This is a genomic window from Streptomyces cyaneofuscatus (assembly GCF_000718135.1).
Taxonomy (GTDB): domain Bacteria; phylum Actinomycetota; class Actinomycetes; order Streptomycetales; family Streptomycetaceae; genus Streptomyces; species Streptomyces cyaneofuscatus.
Genome location: NZ_JOEM01000001.1, coordinates 83,564 through 103,962 on the forward strand (window position 1 = coordinate 83,564; position 20,399 = coordinate 103,962).

General features: G+C 71.6%; 16 protein-coding genes and 1 riboswitch. Of the genes, 6 read left to right on the top strand and 10 right to left on the bottom strand.

From position 1 onward, the window contains the following. Positions 1-2 precede the first annotated feature (2 nt). The 9 genes from IF17_RS01000000136035 to IF17_RS0100445 form a co-directional block, all read right to left on the bottom strand. Entirely contained in the window at positions 3-1,052 is a 1,050-nt protein-coding gene (locus tag IF17_RS01000000136035) for an endonuclease/exonuclease/phosphatase family protein (RefSeq protein WP_106980138.1), read from the bottom strand. After that, on the bottom strand, positions 1,049-2,206 hold the full coding sequence (locus IF17_RS0100410) for a glycosyltransferase family 4 protein (RefSeq protein ID WP_030560972.1): 1,158 nt from the start codon (positions 2,204-2,206) through the stop codon (positions 1,049-1,051). The genes IF17_RS01000000136035 and IF17_RS0100410 overlap by 4 nt, the downstream gene beginning before the upstream one ends. After that, positions 2,203-3,309: an endonuclease/exonuclease/phosphatase family protein gene (locus tag IF17_RS0100415; RefSeq protein ID WP_030560974.1), complete on the bottom strand. Its 1,107-nt coding sequence runs from the start codon at positions 3,307-3,309 to the stop codon at positions 2,203-2,205. The genes IF17_RS0100410 and IF17_RS0100415 overlap by 4 nt, the downstream gene beginning before the upstream one ends. Further along, complete coding sequence (locus tag IF17_RS0100420) at positions 3,306-4,340, bottom strand: glycosyltransferase family 2 protein (protein WP_030560977.1); 1,035 nt, start codon at positions 4,338-4,340, stop codon at positions 3,306-3,308. The genes IF17_RS0100415 and IF17_RS0100420 overlap by 4 nt, the downstream gene beginning before the upstream one ends. Positions 4,341-4,392: 52 nt before the next feature. Continuing rightward, positions 4,393-5,514, bottom strand: a complete 1,122-nt coding sequence (locus IF17_RS0100425) for a UbiA prenyltransferase family protein (protein WP_030560978.1) — start codon at positions 5,512-5,514, stop codon at positions 4,393-4,395. A 17-nt stretch (positions 5,515-5,531) separates the two neighbouring features. After that, a complete protein-coding gene (locus IF17_RS0100430; protein WP_030560981.1) occupies positions 5,532-6,578 on the bottom strand; it encodes an NAD-dependent epimerase/dehydratase family protein in 1,047 nt (348 codons plus the stop codon). Next, a complete protein-coding gene (locus tag IF17_RS0100435) occupies positions 6,566-7,966 on the bottom strand; it encodes an aspartate aminotransferase family protein (protein ID WP_051883863.1) in 1,401 nt (466 codons plus the stop codon). Before IF17_RS0100435 ends, IF17_RS0100430 begins: the two co-directional genes overlap by 13 nt. 107 nt (positions 7,967-8,073) lie before the next feature. After that, positions 8,074-9,168, bottom strand: coding sequence for a lysylphosphatidylglycerol synthase domain-containing protein (locus tag IF17_RS0100440; protein WP_030560985.1), 1,095 nt, complete (start codon positions 9,166-9,168; stop codon positions 8,074-8,076). Beyond that, a complete protein-coding gene (locus tag IF17_RS0100445) occupies positions 9,165-10,193 on the bottom strand; it encodes a glycosyltransferase family 2 protein (RefSeq protein ID WP_030560986.1) in 1,029 nt (342 codons plus the stop codon). The genes IF17_RS0100440 and IF17_RS0100445 overlap by 4 nt, the downstream gene beginning before the upstream one ends. A gap of 866 nt (positions 10,194-11,059) precedes the next feature. Here IF17_RS0100445 and IF17_RS0100460 point away from each other — a divergent pair. The 5 genes from IF17_RS0100460 to IF17_RS0100480 all read left to right on the top strand — a co-directional run bounded on the left by IF17_RS0100460 (position 11,060) and on the right by IF17_RS0100480 (position 18,607). Next, on the top strand, positions 11,060-12,055 hold the full coding sequence (locus IF17_RS0100460) for a helix-turn-helix transcriptional regulator (RefSeq protein ID WP_018510058.1): 996 nt from the start codon (positions 11,060-11,062) through the stop codon (positions 12,053-12,055). A gap of 244 nt (positions 12,056-12,299) precedes the next feature. Continuing rightward, a complete protein-coding gene (locus IF17_RS0100465) occupies positions 12,300-14,525 on the top strand; it encodes a carbon starvation CstA family protein (RefSeq protein WP_030560988.1) in 2,226 nt (741 codons plus the stop codon). Then, positions 14,522-14,725 carry a YbdD/YjiX family protein gene (locus tag IF17_RS0100470; RefSeq protein WP_018510060.1) on the top strand — a complete coding sequence of 68 codons (204 nt, stop codon included), beginning with the start codon at positions 14,522-14,524 and terminating at the stop codon, positions 14,723-14,725. The genes IF17_RS0100465 and IF17_RS0100470 overlap by 4 nt, the downstream gene beginning before the upstream one ends. 191 nt (positions 14,726-14,916) lie before the next feature. After that, a riboswitch (cobalamin riboswitch) is annotated at positions 14,917-15,039 on the top strand. A 134-nt stretch (positions 15,040-15,173) separates the two neighbouring features. Then, positions 15,174-17,588 (top strand): ribonucleoside-diphosphate reductase subunit alpha, encoded by a 2,415-nt coding sequence (locus IF17_RS0100475; protein WP_030560991.1) that lies wholly within the window; start codon positions 15,174-15,176, stop codon positions 17,586-17,588. Next, entirely contained in the window at positions 17,588-18,607 is a 1,020-nt protein-coding gene (locus tag IF17_RS0100480) for a ribonucleotide-diphosphate reductase subunit beta (protein ID WP_018510062.1), read from the top strand. Before IF17_RS0100475 ends, IF17_RS0100480 begins: the two co-directional genes overlap by 1 nt. A gap of 105 nt (positions 18,608-18,712) precedes the next feature. Here the strand turns inward: IF17_RS0100480 and IF17_RS0100485 are convergent, their stop codons facing one another. After that, on the bottom strand, positions 18,713-20,083 hold the full coding sequence (locus IF17_RS0100485) for an NsdA family TPR-like regulatory protein (RefSeq protein ID WP_030560993.1): 1,371 nt from the start codon (positions 20,081-20,083) through the stop codon (positions 18,713-18,715). Between the two features lie 191 nt (positions 20,084-20,274). Here IF17_RS0100485 and IF17_RS1000000140085 point away from each other — a divergent pair, with 191 nt between their 5' ends. Then, a complete protein-coding gene (locus IF17_RS1000000140085) occupies positions 20,275-20,397 on the top strand; it encodes a hypothetical protein (protein WP_256859059.1) in 123 nt (40 codons plus the stop codon). The last annotated feature ends 2 nt before the right edge of the window (positions 20,398-20,399 follow it).

Below are 20,399 nucleotides of genomic sequence, written 5' to 3' on the forward strand. Positions count from 1 at the left end.
GGTCAGATTCCTTCGCTGCGGTGTCGGGGACGGATGTCTGCGGACGTCCGGGAGTCCGGTCCGGTGAGGGACACGGTCACCTCCTGGACGCTGTGGTCGGAGAGTCCGCGCGGGTCGCGGAAGCGGTAGCTGTGCACCCGGGCACCGGGGGTCGTGAGCACCCAGTCCAGGCGCCACCAGCGCATGCCGGGGCGTGGCTGCCAGGAGGTGGGGCAGAGCCGGCCGGTCAGGGGTACGGCGTCGGCGCCCAGCCGGGCGATCCGCCGGGCGTCACCGATCGCCGCCGTGGTGTTGAAGTCCCCCGCGATCAGGGCGGGGTGGGTGCAGCCTGCCACATCGCGGGCAAGTCCGGCGTACTCGCGTGCCCGGTCCCCGGCCCGGGTACGCACCGCGCGGTAGAAGTCGGCGCGCAGCGGGCTGATGAGCCGCAGCTGCACCGGGATGTGGACGTTGAAGGTGGCCAGCCGCCCCCGGCCGCCGGGCAGTTCCAGGTCCACCCGCAGGGTCCGGCGGGCGGCGGTCTCCACGACGGCGGCCACCGGCAGCCGGGAGAGGGTGATCAGCCCCCGGGCGATGACGACCCGGTGGCCGGGGAACGTGGCGCGCAGCCGCCGTTCGTCGTCGATCAGGCGGTAGGTGCCGTCGAACTCGTCGTGGTGGTACTCCTGGAGGAGGTAGACGTCGGCGTCCAGCTCACGCAGGAAGGCGTAGAACGGGTCGGGGTCGGTGGACTGGCACCAGTGCTGGGTGTTCCACGCCACGACGCGTACGGTGCCCTCCTCGGGCGGCAGGGCCGGCCGGCGGACGAGTGCGCCGGGCACCAGGCCGCACTGGCGGGCCCCGATCAGCAGCGCGGTCCCCGCCACCGCCCCGGCGGCCACGTCCCCCACCGCGCAGGCGAGCACCAGCACGGCGGCGGGGACCACGGCGAACAGGGGCGGCGGGAGCAGCGAGGGCAGCAGCCACAGCCACCAGCGGCCGTTGAGGGCCAGGTGGGCGGCGAGGAAGGCCGCCCAGGCCACGGCGGCCCACAGCACCGGCCCCCCGGTCACGCCGTGCCCCCGCGAGCGGCCCCGGTCTCCCGGAAGAGGGCGTCGTACGCGTCGAGGCAGGCGTCCGTCCCGTACCGGGCACTCGTCGCGCGCGCCCCCTCCGCGCGCCGCTCGGGCGGGAACGCGGCGGCCTCCGTCAGGGCGGCGGCCAGGGCGTGGGCGTCGCCGGGCGGGAAGAGGCGCCCGAAGCCGGTCTCGGAGACGGGCACCCGCATGCCGGGGGCGTCACTGGCGACGGAGGGGACACCGAGCATCATGGCCTCGGCCTGGGAGATGCCGAAGGACTCCTCGGCCACGGACGGCAGGGCGAAGGCGTCCAGCGAGGCGTAGAACTCCGGGACCCGGGCGTCGTCGAGGAAGCCGGTGAAGCGGATCCGGGTGTCGCCGCCGGCCCGGGTGCGCAGCGCCCCGACGACGCTGCCGCCCGCCACCTTGGAGTAGTCCCCCGCGATGAGCAGCCGGGCCTCGGGGTCGGGGAGCGTGCGGAAGGCGTCCACCAGGTGGTGCAGGCCCTTCTCGTGGGCGATCCGGCCGAGGAAGCCGAAGTGGGGGCCGGCTGTCTCGCGGAACGTGGCGGGGGCGGGTTCGCGCCGACGGCAGGGCGGGGAGATGGCCAGGAGCCTGCGCTCGCGCATGAGGGGCCAGTGGCGCGAGTGCTGCGCGTGGTCCACGTTGTTGACGACGACGGCGGCCGAGCGGCGCAGGGCCGCGCCCACCGAGGCGTCGACGACCTTCACCTGGAGCGGGGCGAACCGGCCGGGCGGCAGCCAGACGTCGTCGTGGTGGGTGCTCACCACGGGGGTGTCCCCGGCGAGCCGGGCGACGGCCCCGGCCTCCAGCATCGGCAGATGGATGTTGACCACCCGGGAGGCACGGGCGACGCGCCCGGCGAGCGGGGCGAACCCGGGGCTGAGCACTCCGCGTCCGATCCGGGCCGCCACCGGGGCGCGGAACACCTCGACGCCGTTGACGGTCTCCCGCGCGGGATGGGCGGGGTCGTGGCGGGAGGCGACGACGGCGACCCGGCGGCCCCGGGCGGCCAGCCCCTCGGCGACCGTGCGGGCGACCTCGGTGAGGCCGCTGGTGTAGGGGAGGTAGTAGGTGAGGACGATCGCCACGTCGAAGCGGGGCGGGGGCGCGGCGCGCCTGGTCATGGCCGGTCCTTCTCGGTGGGCAGGGAGAGGCGGAGGTCGATCAGCTTGTGGGTGGAGTGCTCGGCGGGCGGGTCCTCGACGGACTGCCGGTGCAGCTGGACGGAGGGCGAGACGAACGCCCAGTCCAGCCGCCAGAGCGCCGGCCCCCGGACCGGGAAGGTGGCCGGGTGGACCGGGCCCGCGAGCTCGGCGGTGTCCCGGAGCCCGTCGAACCAGCGCAGGTCCCCGGTGCCGGGCAGCACGTTGAGATCTCCCGCGAGGACCACGGGGTGCTCGTTGGCGTCCAGGTCCTCGCGCAGGGCCCGGAAGTGGATGTCCCGCCGGTCGGAGAGCTGCTTCACCGAGCGGTGGTAGACGGGGGTGAGGGGGTTGCGGTCGACGTTCAGCAGGTCGGGCAGGTGGGTGTTGTAGAGGGAGAGCGTCCGGCCGTCCACATCGATGTCCGTGCGCAGGACGCGGATGTTCCAGTAGTCGGCCCAGGAGGTGTCCGGCGGGGAGAGCCCTGACGGCCGCAACGCCCTTACGGCGGTGATGGGGTAGCGCGACAGGGTGAGGAACTCCCCCTCGGTGGCGAGGTGGTAGCCGGGGAACTCGGCCCGGAGCCTGGCGAGGTCGTCGATGGGCGCGGGTTCGTGTCCCCGGCGGTTCTGGTACTCCTGAAGGAGGTAGACATCGGCGGAGTGGCTCTTCAGATAGGCGTAGAAGTCGTCGGTGTCGCTGTCCTCGTCCCAGAAGAAGGTGTTCCAGTTGACCACCTTGAGGGCGTCGGCGGGTACGGCCGGCTGCCCGCGCAGCAGCGCCCCGGGATGCAGTCCCGTCTGCCAGGAGCCGAGGAGCAGCGAGGCCAGGACGACGCCCACGGCGAGGCGTCTGCCCCGCCGGATCAGCGCGGCGGGGATCAACAGGGCGAGCGGGACCAGCAGATGGGCGACCGGCGGGGCCAGGCCGATGCCGTTCCAGCCCCACCACCGGCCGCTGAGGACCGCGCGCGCCGCGACGAACAGCGCCCAGAGGAGGGCGACGGCGAGCAGGAGGCGGCCGGGCCACACCCTGGGGGCGTCGCGCGTGGCCTCAGGGGCGTCCAGGACGGCAGTCCGGGTCACGTCGTGGCCCGTACGGCGGTGAGGTGCTCCCCCGGCTCGTAGAGCCCGCGGAAGCGCCGGGAGGCGAGCCACTGGAGGACGCCGACGCCCGCGCCCGCCGCGATGACCGCGTTGACCACCGAGTGCACGAAGGCGAAGTAGGCCGTGAAGAGGGGGCCCCGGCGGCGCAGGACGAAGCGGTAGAGGGCGGTGTCGGCCAGCAGGGCGAAGGCGAGCAGGGCGGCGGGAAGCAGCAGCCAGGGCGCGGCGGCGAAGCCCAGCGGCAGGGTCAGCACGGCGAGCAGGGCCGCGACGCTGGCGCCCGCGCGGGGGCCGGTGGCGATGCCGCCGGGGAGGTCGCCCCGGCGCACGTACAGCGGGATGTGCAGCCGGGTGCGGTGGAAGACCTTGCGGAGCACGACACGCCAGGTGTCGTCGTGGTCGTGGCGCCCGCGCACGGTGGTGGAGCTGTGGACCTCGTAGCTCCGGCAGATCCTGGCCGCGTAGTCGCCGTCCTCGGTGTGGCGCAGCCGGGGGTTGAAGGGCCCGATCTCGGCGAAGACGTCGGCGGGCATGGCGCAGATCGCGGTATGCAGGGTGCCGATGCGGCCTTCCGTCTCGGCGAGCCAGTAGTACTGGTGGAGGCAGCGGTACTCCTCGATCAGGCTGTCCCTGATGAGGGGTTCGGCGTCGTACGTACCGCAGACGGCGCCGATCTTCGGGTCGGAGGAGAGCAGGGCGACGGCGTTGGCGACGGCGTCCGGTTCCATCGCCACGTCCGAGTCGACGAAGACGACGATGTCTCCGCGTGCGTGGGCGGCCCCGGTGTTGCGGGTGGTGGCGACCCCGCTGTTGACCCCGGTGGAGATCACCCGCACCCCGCACGCCTCGGCGACGGCGACGGAGTCGTCGGTGGAGCAGTCGTCGATCAGCAGCACCTCCATGGGGGCGTAGGTCTGGGCGAGTGCGGCGCGCAGGCAGAGCTCCAGGGCCCGGCCGTAGTTGTAGTTGGGGATGACGACGGAGACGAACGGTGTCTTCTTCTGGTTCATGGGGCCGCACCTTCGGACGGGTCGGAGGGGGAGACGGTCATGGTCGGGCCGGTCACAGTCGGGAGAGGAGGAGGGCTACGGAGACGAGCACGGCCCACAGCGTCGCGTTGACGAGCGTCGCGCGGTCCCGGAAGAGGACATGGACCGGGTTGGCGCCGCCCTCCTCCACCAGGAGGAGTTGCAGATAGCGGGCCAGCCCGAAGACCGCGCAGGGGGCGGAGAGCAGGGTGACGAAGGAGGCTCCGGCGGCCAGGGCGGCGTCGTCGCGGAGGTAGAGCACGTAGGAGACGGCCGTCAGCACGGCGACCAGGACGACGAGGTGGTCCAGGAAGGCGAGCGTGTAGCCGCGCAGAGCGGGACGGTGGGCGCGGCCGGCCGCCGTCATCTCGTGCCGCCGTTTGCCGAGGGCCAGCATCAGGCAGAGCGCGAAGACGCAGAGCGCGAGCCATTCGGAGATCCGGCCGCCCACCAGGAGCGCGCCCTGGACGAGCCGCAGGACGAACCCGCTCGCCACGATGAACGCGTCCACCAGCGGTACGTGTTTGAGGCCCTGGCTGTACGCGACGGAGAGCGCGAGGTAGAGCGCGGTGGGCCACCACTGCCAGGCGGGCCCGGCCACCGCCCAGCAGGTGAGCGAGGCGGCGATGAGGCCGGCCAGGACGGTGGCCGCGGTGGTGGAGACCCGGCCGGAGGCGATCGGGCGGTTCCGCTTGACCGGGTGCAGCCGGTCCCGCTCGCGGTCGGCGAGGTCGTTGACGACGTAGACGAGGGCGGAGGCCAGGGTGAAGCCGAGCACGGCCCACCCGATCTGCCAGAACGCGCCGAGGTGCCAGGGCCGGACGTCCAGGAGGGCCAGCGGCACCACCGCGAGGTTCTTCACCCACTGGCCGGGGCGCACGAGGGCGAGGAGGTCGCGGAGGAGGCCACGGCCGTCGGCGGGCGGCGGAGCGCTGAGCGGGACGGGGCCGGGCGCGGCGGCTTCCGGCGGCCCCGGCAGCGGGCCGACGGCCGGCAGGACGATCTCCGGCGGCTCCGGCAGCGGGACGGTCGCCGGCAGAACGGTTTCCAGCGGCTCCGGCAGGGGAACGGCGGCGGGCAGGACGGTGAGGTCCGGGGCTTCGGGCGGTGCGGTCACCACGCGCATCGGCGCAGGCGAGGACCGGGTGATGTCCACGGCAGGGCTCCCGGGTCCTAGAAGAAGACCTTGGCGAGGCCCAGCGCGCCCTGGCGCCACGGGTCCCGGCTGGTCCGGCCGGCCCCGGCAGCGGGTGCGCTGCCCTGCCGTTGGGTGCGCCACCAGGCGTACGTACCGAGGATGGCGTCCTGGTTGGAGAGCTGGGGACGGAAGCCGAGCCGTTCGGTGGCGCGGCTGATGTCCACGTACGAGTCGTCGAGGAGCTTGAAGAGCAGCCGCCCGTAGACAGGGGAGAGCTTGGTGCGCTCCAGCAGGCGCAGGACGCCGAGGGCGGGCGCGGCGGGCAGCGGGACGACCCGCTTGCCGTGTCCGGCGGCGTCCAGGACGGCCTGGAAGTCCTCGCGCAGGGTGCCGAACTCGGCGGCGCCCAGGTTGTACACGTCGTTGGCGATCTCCGGTTCGGCGTGCAGGGCGAGCACCACCGCGTCGACCAGGTCGGCCATGCCGAACATCTGGATGCGGACGTCCCCCCGGCCCAGGACGGGGAAGTTGCGCCGCTCCTCGGCCCATTCGAAGAGCATCGCGAACAGGCCCATCCGGCCCGGCCCGAGGAAGGTCTTGGGGCGGAGCACCGGCAGGCACATCCCCCGTGCCCGGAATTCCTCGCAGACCTCCTCCGCCTCGGCCTTGGCCCTGCTGTACGGGTCGACGGGCTCGCGCGGGTGGTCCTCCGGGGTGGGGACCCGCTTGGGGAGCCCGTAGACGGCGGTGGAGGAGATGTGCACGACGCGCGGCACCCGGGCCCGGTGGGCGGCGGTCAGGACCGTACGGGTGCCGTCGACGGTGATCGAGCGGATCTGGTCCACGGGGTAGCTGGGCAGCGCGGCCGCACAATGCACCAGTGCGTCGGCCCCGGCGAAGGCCCGGCCGAGCACCGCGCCGTCCCGGATGTCGGCGACCACGTGCCGGGCGCCCGGGGGCGGTTGGGGGTCGTCGCGCAGGTCGATGCCGATGACGTCGTGCCCGTCGGCGGCGAGCCGGGTCACCAGGTGCGAGCCGAGCATGCCGGCCGCTCCGGTGACGGCGATGGTCAGGCGGCCCATCGGGACACCGCCTTGTCCTTCAGGAACGCGGCGAGGAGCCGGTTCATGCCCCGGGCGAGGGTCTTGTCGAAGGCGTCGAGGAAGATCTCCACCTCTTCGGCCCCGGCGACCAGGGAGGGAGCCGCGACGAGCGGGCTGCGCCCGTTGAGCGTGTAGTACATATACACGTTGTGTTCTTGGTACATCGCGTTGACGACCGCGCAGGTGATGACCTTCGTCCGCAGAAGAGGATCGCGCGCCAGCCCTCCGGGGGCGAGTTTGGCGGCGAGGTCGAGCATCTTGGGGCCGCCGTCGAGGAAGACCCCATAGAGCGCTCCGGCGCCCCGGACGTCCGCGATGATGTCGGGGTACTGCTTGCGCAGCCGCTCCAGGCCGGGGGCGAGGACGCGTTCGATGGCGCGGGCGCGGGCCGGATAGTCGTCCTCCACCGCGATGTTGACGGCCTCCAGCGCGGTGGCGGTCTCCTCGCCGAAGCCGTAGTAGGTGGTGCTGGTCGACTGGAGCATCGCGTCCCCGAGGCTGTCGTACGCCTGGCGGAAGACGGGTTCGCGGGCGACGAAGGCGGAGATGGAGGACTTGCCGCCGCCGAAGGACTTCGAGGTGGTCACGACGTCCGGGACGAGCCCGGGGTAGCGCATGAAGTGGAAGAGGCTGCCGGTCTTGCCCCAGCCGGTGTAGATCTCGTCGAAGATCAGCACGATGTCCTCGGCGGTGCACAGCTCCCGCAGCCCGCGCAGGAACTCCTCCGAGCACTCCGTCATGGTCGAGGCGGAGAACGGCTCGATGAGGATCGCGTACACATCGCAGCGCCCCTTGGCGTTCCGGGCCGCCGCGACGCTCTCGCGTACGGAGTCGAGGTCGCCGTAGCGGAAGGCGGAGACGCCGGGGATGCCGGGGAATGCGAAGGCGGTCTGCGCGCTGCCGGTGAGGCTCCCGGAGCCCAGCAGCTTGCCGTGGAAGCTGATGTCGGCGTGCAGGATCCGCTGCCGCTTGCCGCCGTGGTACTTGTACGCGAGTTTCACCGCGCCCTCGACCGCCTCGGCGCCCGAGTTGGGGAAGAACGACATGTCCAGGTCGCCGGGGAGGAGTTGGGCGAGGTTGTGGCCGAGGGCCGCGATGTAGGGCGAGAAGTAGGTCTTGTGCACCTCCATCCGGCGCTGCTCCTGGAAGCGGCGGCGGGCGGCGAGGATGCGGGGGTGGTTGTGGCCGTGGTTGAGGACGCCGACACCTCCGGTGAAGTCGAGGACGCGGCGGCCGTCGCGGGTGTGGATCCAGGAGCCCTCGGCGTGGCTGACGAGCTCCCGGCCGAAGCCGAAGGAGGTCATCAGGGAGACCTGGCTCTTGTTGACGTGCGACCGGTAGAGGTCGTGCACCCGGCGCAGCGGCATCTCCTCGCAGTCGTCCACGGTGATCAGCGGTGGCAGACCGGTGACCGGGGGCGTGGTGTCGGAGGGCGGGAGCGTGGTGTCGGAGGGCGGGGGTGTTGCGGCGGTGGTCATGCGGCTCCTTCCGGGAGCGCGGGTCGGGGTGTGGGGAGGGGGCCCGCGGCGCGGGCCCAGAGCAGCGCTCCGCCGGTGGCGGCGACTTCGCTCAGCACGCAGACCAGCCGGCTGGCGATGACGGCGGCAGCCGCGGCGGAGAGCGGCATGACGGCGCTGAGGGGGCCGAGCAGGACGAGTTCGCGGGCGCCCCAGCCGTCGGGCAGGACGAAGGCGAGGCTTCCGGCGACGGTGGCGAGGGCGAAGCCGCCGACGCAGACGGGCAGGGAGAGGAGCGGCGGGGCGCCGAGGAGGACGGCGATGGCCCACAGGTGGAGCCCGGAGACCGCCCAGGAGGCGCTGGCCCAGCCGATGGAGGCGCGCAGGGCCCGGGGGGAGGACGCGGCGGCCTGGGCGGGGCGCCGGGCCAGCCGCATGGTCCACGCGACCAGCCGGCCCACCCAGCCGGGCCGGACGACGGCCGCGGCGGCGAGCAGGACGAGGGGGGCGAAGACCCACGCGTGGGCGCCGAACACCGCCGGGGCGACCAGGAGTCCGGCGGCGGCGCCGGTGGTCATGCCGATGACGAGGCCGAGCCCGAAGGCCGCGATCATCCGCTCGGGGGCGATGCCGAGGGCCTTGCCGAGCTGGACGTGGGCGAGGACGCCCCAGATCCGGCCGGGGACGAACTTGCTGATGACGCCGATGAAGAAAATCCGCGCGATGTCGGAGGTACGGGCCTTCGCGCCCTTGCCGCCCGCCTCCGCTCCCTCGTCCACGACGAGGACCCGCCAGGAGAGCATCGACAGGACGAGTCCGGCCGCGTTGGCGAGGAGGGCGGCCGTCAGCAGCAGCACGCCCCCGGGCCGTCCGGCCGCCTGCGCCATCTCCGTACCGGCTCCGCGCAGCGAACCACCCACGGCGAAGCAGGTCGCCACGATCAGGACGAGCGCGGCGGTGAGCCGGAGGAACCGGGCCCGCCGGGACGGCCGTACGGTGGCGGCTTCGGGCACAACGGCGCCCGGGACGGCCTCGGCGGCACCGCCACTCGGGACGGCCTCGGCGGCCTCAGCGGTCCCGGCCGCACCCTCGTCCCGCGTCGCCGTGCTCATGGCGCGACCACCGCCGACCGCCGGTCCCCGCGGCGCCGGACGGAGGGGCCGAAGCCCGGGTCCACCAGCCAGCGGACGCCCCCGAGGACCGCGCCGAGGACCAGGGCCAGGTGCACCGCGAAGTGCAGGGCGGTGAAGCGGAGGAGGAAGGGCCACCCCTCGCGGCGGGCCACGAAGCGGGAGAGCTCCACGTCCGCCAGGGCGAAGGCCAGCGCGCAGGCCAGGGGCACCAGGAGCAGCCAGGGCGTCAGCAGCGCGAGCGGGAGCGTGGCGGGGACCAGGGCGGCGGCCAGGACCCCGCCCGTGCGGTTGGCCCGCAGCCCGCCGCCCCGGCGGCGCTCGACAGCGGCGACCGGGACGAGCAGCTGGGAGCGGCGGAACTGCTCGGCGAGCATCGGCAGCAGCCGGTCCACGTCGTCGTGGCGGCCGGTGACCCGCTCGCTAAGGCGGATGCGGTGGGTGGCGGCGAGGCGGTCGCTGTACTCCACGTCCTCGGAGTCCCGCAGGTTCTCGTCGAAGGGCCCGGTGGCCTCGAAGACGCGGCGTTCGATCGCGGCCAGGGCGAAGAAGGCGGTGCCCACGATCCCGGTGCTGCGCAGCCGCCAGAAGTGGGCGTGCAGGCAGTGGTAGACCTCCACCGGCCCGTCGTCGAAGAGCGGTTCGGGGTCGAGCACCCCGTGGACGCAGCCGGTCTCCGGGTCGGCGCCCAGCAGGGCGACCGCGTTCTCGATCGCGTCGGGGGCCAGCGCGATGTCGGAGTCGAGGAAGAACAGGATCTCGCCGCGCGAGGCGGCGACGCCGAGGTTGCGGGCGGCGGAGACGCCCCCGTTGTCGGGGCGGGCCACGAGGACGCAGGGGAATTCCCGGGCGATGTCGCGGGAGGAGTCGGTGCTGGCGTCGTCCACGACCACCACGTCCAGCGGGCGCAGGGTCTGGGCGAAGACGGATTCCAGACAGGCCCTCAGGGTCTTCTCGTAGTTGTGGTTCGGGATGATCACGGACACGGTGGGGTGCTCCCGTGACATGGCGGGTCGGGTCCTTTCCGTTCGGGCAGGCGGTGCAGGTCCGGGCGGCCGAGGACCGCCAGGTGCCATCCCCTGGCGCCGGGGTCGGCGGCCAGGGAGGCGAGGAGAAAATCCAGGGCGGCCAGTTCGGCGTGGAGGGGGTCGGAGTCCTCCATGTAGAGAGCGGCGCGGACGGTCCGGCCGAGGTACGAGGCGGCGTACAGGTGGGCCGGGCGCGGACCGTCCGGGCCAGGTCGCCGCGTCCTCGCTCCGGTGCAGGAGGCCCGCAGCCGACGGGCCAGCTCGCGGGCGGTCCAGGCGGCGGGCTCCGGGGACTCGGTCCGCACCAGCAGCGCGGTCACCAGGTACACGGAGGAGGTTCCCTTCTCCCCGGGTCACCCCCAGGAGAAGCCGCTCCGGGTGGCGGGGCCGACCGTGGCCAGGAGCACCGGGGCCAGGGCACAGGCCAGGGCGATGCGGAGGGAGAGCGTACGGAATGCCTGCATGTGGGGCTCCTTCTCGACAACAGCGGGTGCATGTCTGAGCACGGCCTGAGCATGGCGTCGCGGGGGTCCGGGGGTCACGCCCTGCCGGTGGCCGGGAGTTACCGGCAGCAGGCTGCCAGCGCCCGCCGCGCCGCACATGCCCCCGTCACCTGCGGCGACGCCTCGCTGGCAGCCGGTGGCCAGGCACCAAGAGGCCACACCTTCACCACGGGATGTTCACACTCCGGACAGTGCCCGCCCGACCGCATGGCGCATTCCATCCCATGGACTTGGTCTATACCTGTCCGGCCCTTGCGGCTTAAACTCGCGCCGGTGCCGATGCGGGGACCCGGCCCGGCAGCGGCGTTCAGGTGCGGCGTGACATCGGCGGGGGAGCCAGAGATGTTTCAGGTACTGGGGTTGGACGCACGGACGGAGCTCGTGTATCGGCTCGTCCTGGAGGAACCGGAGCTGCGGCTCGACCAGATCGTCGCGCGGCTGGGCCGCAGCGAGCAGGACGTGCGCGACGCCCTCGACCGGCTCGCCGAACTCTGCCTGCTGGACAACCGCGACGACCGCTCCGCCGCCGGCGATCCGCCGGTCTTCCGCGCCCTGGACCCGGCCGCCAGCCTGCCCTTCCTGCTCTCCCGGCGGGAAGCCGAACTGGCGCGCCAGCAGCGGGGCCTGGAGGTCGCCCGGGACGCGGTCTCCGCGCTCGCCGCCCACAGCGGCCGGGGGGTGCGGCGCGGGTTCGACGTCATCAAGCGGCTGGAGGGGCTCGACGCCGTACGGGAGCGGCTGACCGAACTCGCCGAACTGGCCAGGACCGAGTGCCTCTCCCTGCTGCCCGGCGGCGCCCAGGCCCCCGACACCCTGGCGGCCAGCAAGCCGCTCGACCAGCAGGCCCTGGAGCGCGGCGTCCGCATCCGCTCGATCTACCAGGACAGCTTCCGCAACGACCCGGACACCCTGCGGTACGTGAACTGGATCGGCGGACTCGGCGCCGAGAGCCGTACGTTACCCACGCTGCCGCTCATCATGGTCGTGGTCGACGCCGAGGTGGCCCTCGTTCCGCTCGACCCCGACGACGGCCGGGCCGGCGCGCTGGAGCTGCGCAGCAAGGGGGCCGTCCTGGTCGCCCGGCTGCTGTTCGAGAGCCTCTGGACCGCCGCCACCCCGCTCGGCGCCCGGCCGCCCGTGGACAGCGACGGCCTGACCCCGCAGGAGGGCGAACTGCTCTCCCTCCTGGCCCAGGGGCACACGGACGCCACCGCCGCCCGCCGCCTGGGGGTCTCGCTGCGGACCGTCCGCCGGATGAACGCGGAGCTGACCGCCCGCATGGACGCCCGCAGCCGCTTCCAGGCCGGTGCGGAGGCGGCCCGCCGGGGCTGGGTCTGACGCCCGGCCCCCTCTCCCCACTTGGATCACGTGAACATCCTTGAGGATCGCGTGAATTTCCTCCGGTCACGCGTGAACCGATCCCCCTCACCATCCGTGCCCCAACCGCGAAACCACGGCGGTGCGGGGCCGCGCGACACCGGTGACACCTGACCGGAATGCGGACAGGGGTTCCGGAGAGCGCCCACGAGCCCCTAGATTTCGCGCACGTTACGACAGTGATCACGCGAGGGGACGGATCGATATGCCGGAATCGCCCACACCAGCACCACCGGTTCCACAAGCACCGGGACGGCGGGCGCTATCCCCGAAGTCCATAGCCGTCTGGAGCCTGGTCGGCCTGGTCGGCGCGATCGGCTGGGCCACCCTCGCGCTCTCGCGGGGTGAGGAGGTCTCCGCCGCCTGGATGCTGGCGGCGGCGCTGGGCTCGTACGCCATCGCCTACCGCTTCTACTCCCGGTTCATCGCCAACCGGGTCCTGAAGGCGGACAAGAACCGCGCGACGCCGGCCGAACGGCTGGACAACGGTGTGGACTTCCACCCCACCGACCGCCGGGTCCTGTTCGGCCACCACTTCGCCGCCATCGCGGGGGCGGGGCCGCTGGTCGGCCCGGTGCTCGCCGCGCAGATGGGCTATCTGCCCGGCACGATCTGGCTCGTCGTCGGCGTCATCTTCGCCGGTGCCGTCCAGGACATGGTGACGCTCTTCTTCTCCACCCGCCGCAACGGCCGCTCCCTCGGCCAGATGGCGCGCGACGAGATAGGTCCGGTCGGCGGGATCGCCGCGCTGATCGCCGTCTTCATCATCATGATCATTCTGCTCGCGGTCCTCGCGCTGGTCATCGTGAACGCGCTCGCCCACTCGCCGTGGGGCGTCTTCTCCATCGGCATGACGATCCCGATCGCCCTCTTCATGGGCGTCTATCTGCGCATCCTGCGGCCCGGCAAGGTCAGTGAGGTCTCCCTCATCGGCGTCGCGCTGCTGCTCCTGGCGATCGTCTCGGGCGGCTGGGTCGCCGAGTCGTCGTGGGCGGACTTCTTCACGCTGGAGCCGGGCACGCTGGTCATCTGGATGATCGTGTACGGGTTCCTCGCCTCCGTGCTCCCCGTGTGGCTGCTGCTGGCCCCGCGCGACTACCTCTCCACCTTCATGAAGGTCGGCACGATCGGGCTGCTGGCCCTCGGCGTCATCGTCGCGCTGCCGACCCTGAAGATGCCCGCGGTCACCGACTTCGCCTCCAGCGGCTCGGGACCGGTCTTCGCCGGCTCGATGTTCCCGTTCGTCTTCATCACCATCGCCTGCGGCGCGCTCTCCGGCTTCCACTCCCTGGTCTCCTCCGGCACCACGCCGAAGATGGTCCAGAAGGAGACGCAGATCCGGATGATCGGCTACGGCGCCATGCTGGTCGAGTCGTTCGTGGCGATCATGGCGATGATCGCGGCCTGCATCATCGACCCCGGCCTCTACTTCGCCATCAACGCGCCCGTCGGAGTCATCGGCGACAGCGTCCAGTCCGCCTCCGAGGCCGTGGCCCACTTCGGCTTCACCATCACCCCGGACGCCCTGGCGCAGGCCGCCAAGGACGTCGAGGAGACGAGTCTGCTCTCCCGGACCGGCGGTGCGCCGACCTTCGCGCTCGGCATGGCGGAGATCTTCTCCGCGGTGATCGGCGGAACCGCGATGAAGGCGTTCTGGTACCACTTCGCCATCATGTTCGAGGCGCTCTTCATCCTCACCACCGTGGACGCCGGCACCCGCGTCGGGCGCTTCATGCTCCAGGACATGCTGGGCAACGCCTACAAGCCGTTCCGCGAGGTCAGCTGGAAGCCGGGCGTCTGGTTCGCCAGCGCCGTCGTGGTCGGCGGCTGGGGCTACTTCCTCTGGGTCGGCGTGCACGACCCGCTGGGCGGCATCAACCAGCTCTTCCCGCTCTTCGGCATCGCCAACCAGCTGCTGGCCGCCGTCGCGCTGGCCGTCTGCACCACCCTGCTCGTCAAGTCCGGCCGGCTGAAGTGGGCGTGGGTCACCGCCGTCCCGCTCGCCTGGGACGTGGCGGTCACCCTCACCGCGAGCTGGCAGAAGATCTTCTCGCCGGACGTGAAGGTCGGCTTCTTCGCCCAGCGCGACAAGTACCAGGCGGGCATCGACGCGGGCGAGGTGCTGCCGCCGGCCAAGAACATGGACGACATGCAGACCGTCGTCACCAACTCCACCGTCGACGGCGTGCTGTGCGCCCTCTTCGCGCTCCTCATCATCGTGGTGCTCGTGGACGCCGGCCGGGTCTGCTTCAACGCCATCCGCGACCCGGAGAGCGTGAAGCTCCACGAGACGCCTTACGTGGAGTCCAAGCTCGTCGCCCCGGCCTCGATCTTCGCCACCAAGGAGGAGAAGGCCGAACTGGCCGCCGCCGGCGTCGGCCCCGAGGGCGGCATCCGCAAGGAGACGGCGGGAACGGGGAGCCGGACATGACCCTCGCGGACGTACGGCGGGTGGCGGGACGGATCCGCTGGTACGTCCGGGAACTGACCGGCGAGTCGACGTACGACCGCTATGTGGCGCACGCGAGGGCCCACGATCCGGACACTCCGGTGATGGACCGCCGCGCCTTCGAACACAGCCGCACGGACGCCCGCGAGGCGGACCCCCGCGAGGGCTTCCGCTGCTGCTGACCCCCACCGGCCGATCGGGGCCGTCGCACCCCTCCCAGGGGCGCGGCGGCCCCTTTTCGCGCCCTCGCACAGGGCTGTCCGCACCTGTCCGATCCGGAGAAAACCGGGCGAAGAAGCCAGACCGCCATACCGACATCTGTTCACGCCGACACAACATGTGGGGGCTTCCTCAACGAGCGCCCCCCACATGTATGCTCGACCTCGCTGTCGCCGCAGGGGAATCCGGTGCGAATCCGGAACTGTCCCGCAACGGTGTGATCAGTGTGCTTTTGCACACCCGAAGTCCGAAGACCTGTCGACAGCGCGTCCGGCTCGACCGAACCGGACGCCAGACGTCCGGGCCTCGCGGATGGGCCGGTGGACGCCGTGAGCAGTGCTGCCCTCACGGGCATTGTGCTGCCCGGCTCCCCGCTCGCCGCCGGCCCCCAGCCGAGCGAGGGAAAGCCCAGTGACCATCGCGCCCGCCGATCCGGTTTCAGCCACCGAATCCGCCGCCTCCACCACGTCCGGCGAAGGCACGAACGACGGACCCGGGACCGCCCTGCTGCGGACCCTGACCGACCTCACCGTCGATCTGCCCGACACCGACCCCGGACGGGTCGCCGCCTCCGCGCTGCGCGGGCGCAACGCCCGCTCCGACGAGGCCGAGCTGCGCTCGCTGGCCACCGAGGCGGCGGCGGGCCTGATCTCCGAGGACCCGGCGTACTCCAAACTCGCCGCCCGGCTGCTGACCCGTACGATCGCCGACGAGGCCGCGGGCCAGGGCGCCACGTCCTTCTCCGCCTCGGTCGCCGTCGGCCACCGCGAGGGCCTGATCGCGGACCGCACCGCCGCCTTCGTGGAACTGCACTCCAAGGCGCTGGACGAGCTGGTCGAGCGGACGCTGGCCGAGGGCGCGGACGACCGCTTCGGCTACTTCGGTCTCCGTACGCTGCACAGCCGCTACCTGCTGCGCCACCCGATCACCCGCCAGGTCATCGAGACCCCGCAGCACTTCATGCTGCGCGTGGCCGCCGGTCTGGCCGAGGATGAGTCGGTGCGCGCGCTGGACGAGGTCGCCGCGCTCTACGGGCTGATGAGCAAGCTGGACTACCTCCCCTCCTCCCCCACGCTCTTCAACTCCGGCACCCGGCACCCGCAGATGTCCTCCTGCTACCTGCTGGACTCCCCCAAGGACGAGCTGGACTCGATCTACGACCGCTACCACCAGGTGGCGCGCCTCTCGAAGCACGCGGGCGGCATCGGCCTCTCGTACTCCCGCATCCGCGCCCGTGGTTCGCTGATCCGGGGCACCAACGGGCACTCCAACGGCATCGTGCCGTTCCTCAAGACGCTGGACGCCTCGGTGGCGGCGGTGAACCAGGGCGGCCGGCGCAAGGGCGCGGCCGCGGTCTACCTGGAGACCTGGCACGCGGACATCGAGGAGTTCCTGGAGCTCCGCGACAACACCGGTGAAGACCAGCGGCGTACGCACAACCTGAACCTGGCGCACTGGATCCCGGACGAGTTCATGCGCCGCGTCGACGCGGACACCGACTGGTCGCTCTTCTCCCCCGCCGAGGTCCCCGAGCTGGTCGACCTGTGGGGCGACGAGTTCGACGCCGCGTACCGCGCCGCCGAGGCCAAGGGCCTGGCCCGCAAGTCGATCCCGGCGCGTGAGCTGTACGGCCGGATGATGCGGACCCTCGCGCAGACCGGCCAGGGCTGGATGACGTTCAAGGACGCCTCCAACCGGACCGCCAACCAGACCGCCGAGCCGGGCCGGGTCGTGCACTCCTCGAACCTGTGCACGGAGATCCTGGAGGTCACCGACGACGGCGAGACGGCCGTCTGCAACCTCGGCTCGGTCAACCTGGGCGCCTTCGTGGCGAACGGCTCGATCGACTGGGACCGCCTGGACTCCACCGTCCGCACCGCGGTCACCTTCCTCGACCGGGTCGTCGACATCAACTTCTACCCGACCGAGCAGGCCGGGAACTCCAACTCCCGCTGGCGGCCGGTCGGCCTCGGCGCCATGGGCCTCCAGGACGTCTTCTTCCAGCTGCGCCTGCCCTTCGACTCCCCCGAGGCCCGCGCGCTCTCCACGAAGATCTCCGAGCGCATCATGCTCGCCGCGTACGAGGCGTCCTGCGACCTCGCCGAGCGTTCGGGCCCGCTGCCCGCGTGGTCCGAGACGCGTGCCGCGCGCGGTGTGCTGCACCCGGACCACTACGACACCGAGCTGAACTGGCCGGAGCGCTGGGACGCGCTGCGCGCCCGGGTCGCGAAGACCGGCATGCGTAACTCGCTGCTGCTCGCCATCGCGCCGACCGCGACGATCGCCTCGATCGCCGGCGTGTACGAGTGCATCGAGCCGCAGGTCTCCAACCTGTTCAAGCGCGAGACGCTCAGCGGTGAGTTCCTCCAGGTGAACGCCTACCTGGTGGACGAGCTGAAGAAGCTCGGCGTGTGGGACGCCCGCACCCGTGAGGCGCTGCGCGAGGCCAGCGGCTCCGTGCAGGGCTTCGCCTGGATCCCCGACGACGTGCGGGCGCTGTACCGCACGGCGTGGGAGATCCCGCAGCGCGGCCTGATCGACATGGCGGCGGCCCGTACGCCGTTCCTCGACCAGAGCCAGTCGCTCAACCTGTTCCTGGAGACGCCGACGATCGGCAAGCTCTCCTCGATGTACGCGTACGCCTGGAAGCAGGGGCTGAAGACGACGTACTACCTGCGTTCGCGCCCGGCGACCCGGATCGCCCGTGCCGCGTCCGGCCAGGCGTCGGCCGCCGCCCCCATTCCCGTACAGCAGGCGTCGGCTCCCGACGCGGACGCCATCGCCTGCTCCCTTGAGAACCCCGAGTCCTGCGAGGCCTGCCAGTAATGAGCACCACCAACGAAGAGAAGAACCTGCTCGACCCGGGATTCGAGCTGACCCTGCGTCCCATGCGCTACCCGGACTTCTACGAGCGCTACCGGGACGCGATCAAGAACACCTGGACCGTCGAGGAGGTCGACCTCCACTCGGACGTCGCCGACCTCGCGAAGCTGTCGCCGGGTGAGCAGCACATGATCGGCCGCCTCGTCGCCTTCTTCGCGACGGGCGACTCGATCGTCTCGAACAACCTCGTGCTGACGCTGTACAAGCACATCAACTCCCCCGAGGCGCGGCTGTACCTGTCGCGGCAGCTCTTCGAGGAGGCCGTGCACGTCCAGTTCTATCTGACGCTGCTGGACACCTATCTGCCCGACCCGGACGACCGGGCGGCGGCGTTCGACGCGGTCGAGGAGATCCCCTCGATCCGTGAGAAGGCCCAGTTCTGCTTCAAGTGGATGGACTCGGTCGAGAAGATCGACCGGCTGGAGACGAAGGCCGACCGCCGCCGCTTCCTGCTGAACCTGATCTGCTTCGCGGCGTGCATCGAGGGGCTGTTCTTCTACGGCGCCTTCGCGTACGTGTACTGGTTCCGCTCGCGCGGCCTGCTGCACGGCCTCGCCACGGGCACCAACTGGGTGTTCCGCGACGAGACGATGCACATGAACTTCGCGTTCGAGGTCGTGGACACCGTCCGCAAGGAGGAGCCGGAGCTCTTCGACGACGCGCTCCAGCAGCAGGTCACCGACATGCTGAAGGAGGCCGTCGAGGCGGAGCTCCAGTTCGGCCGCGACCTGTGCGGCGAGGGCCTGCCGGGCATGAACACCGAGTCGATGCGCCAGTACCTGGAGTGCGTCGCCGACCAGCGCCTCGCCCGCCTGGGCTTCCCGACGGTGTACGGCTCGGAGAACCCGTTCTCCTTCATGGAGCTCCAGGGCGTCCAGGAGCTGACGAACTTCTTCGAGCGCCGCCCGTCCGCCTACCAGGTGGCGGTCGAGGGCTCGGTCGGGTTCGACGACGACTTCTAGGCCCCGGCTCAGCTCTTGTGGTGAGGATGTCCGGTGAGTGACATCCTCACCACAAGAGCTTTCCTATGTCGCTCGGCGTGCGTGCAGCGACCGTCGAGCTTCTACTCATCGACCGAGGAAGTCGAGCGCGCGCTCATCGAGTTCCGCCGCACAGCGCACCCCGCGAGCGCGGAACCGCGCAAGGTCCTTCCGCATGTTCTTGACAGCTCTACGTGTACGCATCGACTGCACGCCATCCATATGGTCGATGGCCCGGTTCCAGGTCGCACACGCCTCCTCGATCCGGCCACGCTTGAGCTGCATCTCCGCGCCGGCCACGAGGTCGAGCGAGACGATCCGCGCATAGGTCGTGGCAGGGCGGGCGGTCGCCGCCCGGGCGTACTGGCCCGCAGCGGCGCTGAAGTCCCCCAGCGTCTCGTACACCTTGGCCGTCCGGGAGTAGACGGAGGCGGCGGGTGGCCCCCAGGCCAGGGCCCAGAAAGGAGTCTCGTCGCCCTTGTCGGCGGCGAGGAGTTCACGAGCGCGGTCGGCCTCGGCGACAGCGGCTCGCCGTTGCCCGCTCTTGGCGAGGGTGTGGGCGTGGACGACACGGAACAGAGCCATGGTCGCGTTGTCGACCTTGCCCTTGGCTCGGTTCAGTCCGGTTTCCGCGAGGCCCTGGCAGTGCTCGGGGCGGTGAAGCTTCAAACCCTGCATGGCCATGGTGCGCATGACGAACCCGTCCTGCCCGGTGATGCCGGACTCAACAGCCAGTGCGTAGGACTGAAGGTAGTAACGCTGGGCCAGTCCCTGCTGTCCCGCGTCGTAGGACTTCCAGCCCAGGAGGTGCACACCCCGGCTGGCGGCGGAGAGCATGGACCGACGCATCTCCTCGTTGTGGAAGCGGGCACGGCACAGCGGTGCGACGTCGTCACGGAGGTACTGGACAAGGGCGGAGCGCCCGTGCCGACCACCGTGGCGTTCGTCCATCTCGGAAAACATCCTGACCATGTCCCTCACCGCACGCACCTCGGCCATTCCGACGATGTGTCCGGTTCGGGCGGCAGCCGACCTGTCGGCCACCTCCTGCACGTAGTCGAGAGGCAGTGCGGCGGCGGCCACGGAGTAGGCGGAGCTGGTCAGGAAGGTTCGCCGGTCCAATTCGGCCCTCCACATCGGCACCAGGGCATCGATCGGGTCCTCCCCGAGGGACAGGCCCATGGTGTCATCCTCTGCCGCATCCGGGCTCGGTAGGCCCAGGTCGGCCGACGTGAGCAGACGGCCGAGGTGCCGAGACAGGGCGGCGGCCAAGAACCGAGCGGTCGTCTCCTGCGGTACGACACCGTTGAGCCAGTGCCGGATCATGCCTTTGTTCGTGGCCAACTCGACGCCGCACTCGGCAGCGACACGCCGGACGGCCTTGGCGAGCGCTTCATAGGTGAGACCCGACTCGGAGATGAGATCCCGCAACCGCTGGTTAGGTGCGCTCATGGTCATTCCCGCCCCCGTGATACCCGTGATACCGCATGGCCTCCCCGTCACCGTACCGCCATACCCCTACTGCGGGTTGACTGTTCATCACGCAAGGTGACCGCCCCGCAAGTGAGTTCCGCGGACACGTCGCCCGGCTGAGCCGAGCCAGCGCTCAGATCCGAGCGTCCGGAGATCGCGACCAGGAGGTCGTCGTCATGGGCCAGAACGCCCACGAGTACAGCGCTCCCGTCGTTCTGGGCGCCTGTCAGGTCGTCGCCGTGCCCCTCGGAACGAATCAGTTCATCACGGCCGACGACACCGCGTACAAGAAGGCCTGACC